The sequence below is a fragment of the Gammaproteobacteria bacterium genome, from assembly GCA_022340215.1.
Lineage (GTDB): Bacteria > Pseudomonadota > Gammaproteobacteria > JAJDOJ01 > JAJDOJ01 > JAJDOJ01.
On record JAJDOJ010000070.1, the window covers coordinates 1 to 3,631 of the forward strand.

3 protein-coding genes are annotated in these 3,631 nt (G+C 60.9%); 1 reads left to right on the forward strand and 2 read right to left on the reverse strand.

The features are described from left to right. Positions 1-177: 177 nt before the first annotated feature. The gene (gene dapC, locus LJE91_05135; GenBank protein MCG6868121.1) at positions 178-1,404 is read right to left on the reverse strand and encodes a succinyldiaminopimelate transaminase; all 1,227 of its coding nucleotides are present in this window, start codon (positions 1,402-1,404) and stop codon (positions 178-180) included. Between the two features lie 55 nt (positions 1,405-1,459). Here dapC and LJE91_05140 point away from each other — a divergent pair, with 55 nt between their 5' ends. After that, entirely contained in the window at positions 1,460-1,876 is a 417-nt protein-coding gene (locus LJE91_05140; protein MCG6868122.1) for a VOC family protein, read from the forward strand. An 18-nt stretch (positions 1,877-1,894) separates the two neighbouring features. Here the strand turns inward: LJE91_05140 and glnD are convergent. Further along, on the reverse strand, positions 1,895-3,631 hold a 1,737-nt coding region (glnD, locus tag LJE91_05145), incomplete at its 5' end, for a [protein-PII] uridylyltransferase (protein MCG6868123.1).

Sequence of the window (3,631 nt, forward strand, 5' to 3'; positions counted from 1 at the left end):
AACCTTTGAAGCCCTGAAGGGAAAGGTGCACGAGTCCCTGGAAATTTTTAAGAATGCCTCGAAAGAGGTGCTATCTCTCTTTGGGTTGTACCATGAGATGGTAACTGCCTGATTTTTTGCCGAAAATATTTATCTTAAAAGCTATGGCGGACGATCGTCCTTGCAGCTTGCCGGTTTTCAGGCGCCTGGGCCTGTCATATCGCCTTTCGCAAGGGACTCGACAACGGCCCTGATGCGACGTGCCGCGTCGATGCACTCATCGGTCGGCGCGACCAAGGCCATGCGGACACGGTGGCGCCCCGGATTGCCAGTGGCGGTGTCACGTGAGAGAAAGCTGCCGGGCACGACGGTCACGTTTGCCTGTCGGTAGAGTTCACGGGCGAATGTGACGTCTTCGACCGGGGTTCGCGGCCACAGATAGAAACCGCCGTCCGGTGCGGTGACGTCGATTACCGGACTGAGTATCTCGATGGCGTTGTCAAATTTCTCACGATACTGGTCACGATTTCTCCTGACGTGCGATTCGTCCGACCATGCCGCGGCGCTGGCCGCCTGGATCGGCGGCGGCATGGCGCAACCGTGGTAGGTACGATAGCGGAGAAATCGCTTCAGCAACTCCGGGTCTCCTGCGACGAAACCCGATCGCAGACCGGGGGCATTGGACCGTTTCGACAGGCTGTTGAATGCCACGCAGCGCCGGAATTCGTCGTTTCCCGATTTTACCGCCGCGCCCAGCAGTCCGGCGGGGGGAGCGTCCTCGTCAGGGTAGATCTCGCTGTAGCACTCGTCGGAAGCGATGACGAAGTCGTGCCGTTCTGCCAGATCAATCAGGCGCCCCAGATCGTGCTCGCTGAGTACCGCACCAGTGGGGTTTCCCGGTGAGCAGATATAAAGCAACTGACAGCGATCCCACTGCGAATCGCTCAATCCCCCGAAGTTCGGCAGGAAGCCCTTGTCCGCGTCGCAGTTCAGGTAAACCGGTTCGGCCCCGGCCAGTAACGCCGCTCCCTCGTAGATTTGATAGAAGGGATTGGGCATCATGACCAGAGGGTCAAGGGTTCTGTCGATGGCGCTTTGGGCAAACGCGAACAGGGCCTCGCGCGTCCCGTTAACCGGAAGCACGTTGGCTTGCGGGTCTAGCAGGTCCTGCGGCAGGGTGTAGCGGCGTGCCAGCCATCGCGCAATCGACTCACGCAGGGCGTCGCCCCCCCGGGTCGCGGGGTAGCTTGCCAGCCCGTTCAGGTGGGTCAGCAGGGCCTCGCCGATGAATGAGGGTGTCGGGTGTCGCGGCTCCCCGATCGACAGGGCGATGGGGTCAAGCCCGTTCGGTGGCTCGACATCGACCTTCAACCGGGCGAGCTTTTCGAAGGGATAGGGCTGAAGTTTGTCGAGGTCCGGGTTCATCCGATACGAGGGGGGTAACGCGGGACGCGATAGTATATGTCATGCTGCGTCCGGCATGCAGATCCGGGCACCGAGAACCGCGGAGGGAATCGTGACCATCAAGGCCATCCATCACGTCAGCGTCATCGTCGCCGATACCGGTGTCGCGCTGGTATTCTACCGGGATATCCTGGGCCTGGAGGTTTCTCCGTCCCGCCCGGATCTGGGTTACCCGGGGGCCTGGTTGAACGTCGGGTCGGGCCAGATTCACCTGCTGGAATTGCCGAATCCCGATGCGGTTGACGGCAGGCCGGAGCATGCGGGACGTGACAGGCACCTGGCGCTGCTCGTCGGCGACCTGAGGGAGGTCTCCCGGTCCTTGGATCGTCATGAGGTTCCTTATACCCGCAGTCGATCCGGACGAGAGGCGATCTTCTGTCGTGATCCCGATGGAAACGGGATTGAATTGGTCGAAACGGCTTCCGTTGGGTAGGGAAAGGTTCCGGTCGGATCAGGCGTCGTTCACGGCCGGATTTTCAGCCTCGTAGCCCATCTGCCGCAGAATGGCGTGGCGGATCTCCTTCTGACAGGACTTCGCTGTAATGGGTCTACGATCAAGGTCGGTGACGTAGAAGATGTCCTCGGCTTGCGCGCCCAGGGTGGCGATGCGTGCGCCGAGAACGAGTACGCCACTCTCTACGAAGGCCTTGCCAACCTTGCAGAGCAGACCCGGGTGGTCGGCAGAGATCAGTTCCAGGCGAGTGCTGCGTGTCGGGTCGTGCCGGGCGAAGCGGATCTCGGGTTTGAAACTGAAGTGCTGTACCCTTCGCGGGGTTCGTCTCGACGTCTCTTCCGGTTCCATGTCCGGGGTACGCAGTGCAGCGACGAGTGCCCCGGTGATCTCCTCGATTCGTCCCTGGGAGCGGATCGGTTCGGATTCTTCGTCGAGCACGTAGAAGGTGTCCAGGGTGTATCCGTGCTCGGCGGTAATGATCCGTGCGTCGAGAATGTTGAGTCCGAGGGAGGTCAGTAAACAGCTAGCGTGGGCGAACAGATGATTGTGATCCGGCGCGAAGATGAAGATCTCCGTACTGCCCCGCTCCGTCAGTTCCCTGATCAGCACCAGCGGATCGGTGCTGTCACCGTGCTGCAGGATGGCTGCGGTCTGCCATGCGATGTCGCGGCCCGAGTGACGCAAGAAATAGTCCTGGCTGAAGTTTGACCACAGTGCCTCGTATGCCCGGCGATCGATCCCCTCCTCATCGAGAATTCCCGCGGCGATGGAACGGGCTTCTTCGATGACCTCGCGGTTGTGCAGCGGGTTGTGTAGGCCACGACGAATGGCGCGATGCGCGGCGTGGTAGAGCTCTGTCAGCAGAGAATCCTTCCAGGAGTTCCACAACTCTGGGTTGGTTGCCCGAATGTCCGCGACGGTCAGCAGGTACAGATAGGTGAGCCGATTGACGTTGCCGGAGGCGCGGGCGAAGGCGTTGACCACGGCAGGGTCGCTGATGTCCTTGCGTTGTGCGGTCACCGACATCAGCAGGTGATGGCGGACCAGCCAGGCGACCTTGCGCGCGTCGAAGGCGCTCAGACCGTGATGCAGGCAGAAGGCCTCGGCCTCCTCCGCGCCGAGTTCCGAGTGGTCGCCGCCACGTCCCTTGGCGATGTCGTGAAACAGGGCGGCCAGATAGAGGATCTCAGGCTTGGGGATACGTTCGAAGAGGCGGTGGCAGTAGGGCAGTTCGTCGGCGCAGCGGGCCAGCGACATGCGCCGCAGATTTCGCAATACGACCAGCGTGTGTTCGTCCACCGTATAGACGTGAAACAGATCGTACTGCATGCGCCCGACGATCAGGGCAAAGCTCGGCCAGTAGGCCGCGAGTATCCCGTAGCGGTTCATGCGCCGGAATTCATGAGTGATGCCGGCGGGTTGCCGCAGGATCTCCATGAACAGACTTCGGTTCGCCAGGTCGTTTCGAAAGTCGTCATCGATCAGGTAACGGTGTTCGCGCAACAGACGGATCGTCGATGCCCGCACGCCCCGGATTTCGGGGTGGCGCTGCAGGATGAGGAACAGCTCCAGCAGGGCGGATGGATACCGTCGAAACACATTTTCGCCCGTGACTTCCAGAAACCCCTTATAGGTCTGGAATCGGCGGTTCAGTGGGATGACGGCTGCGGTCCGCTCCGGATAGAGGATGTCTTCGCAATAGTGCTGGAGCAACATTTCGTTCAGCCGCTCCAG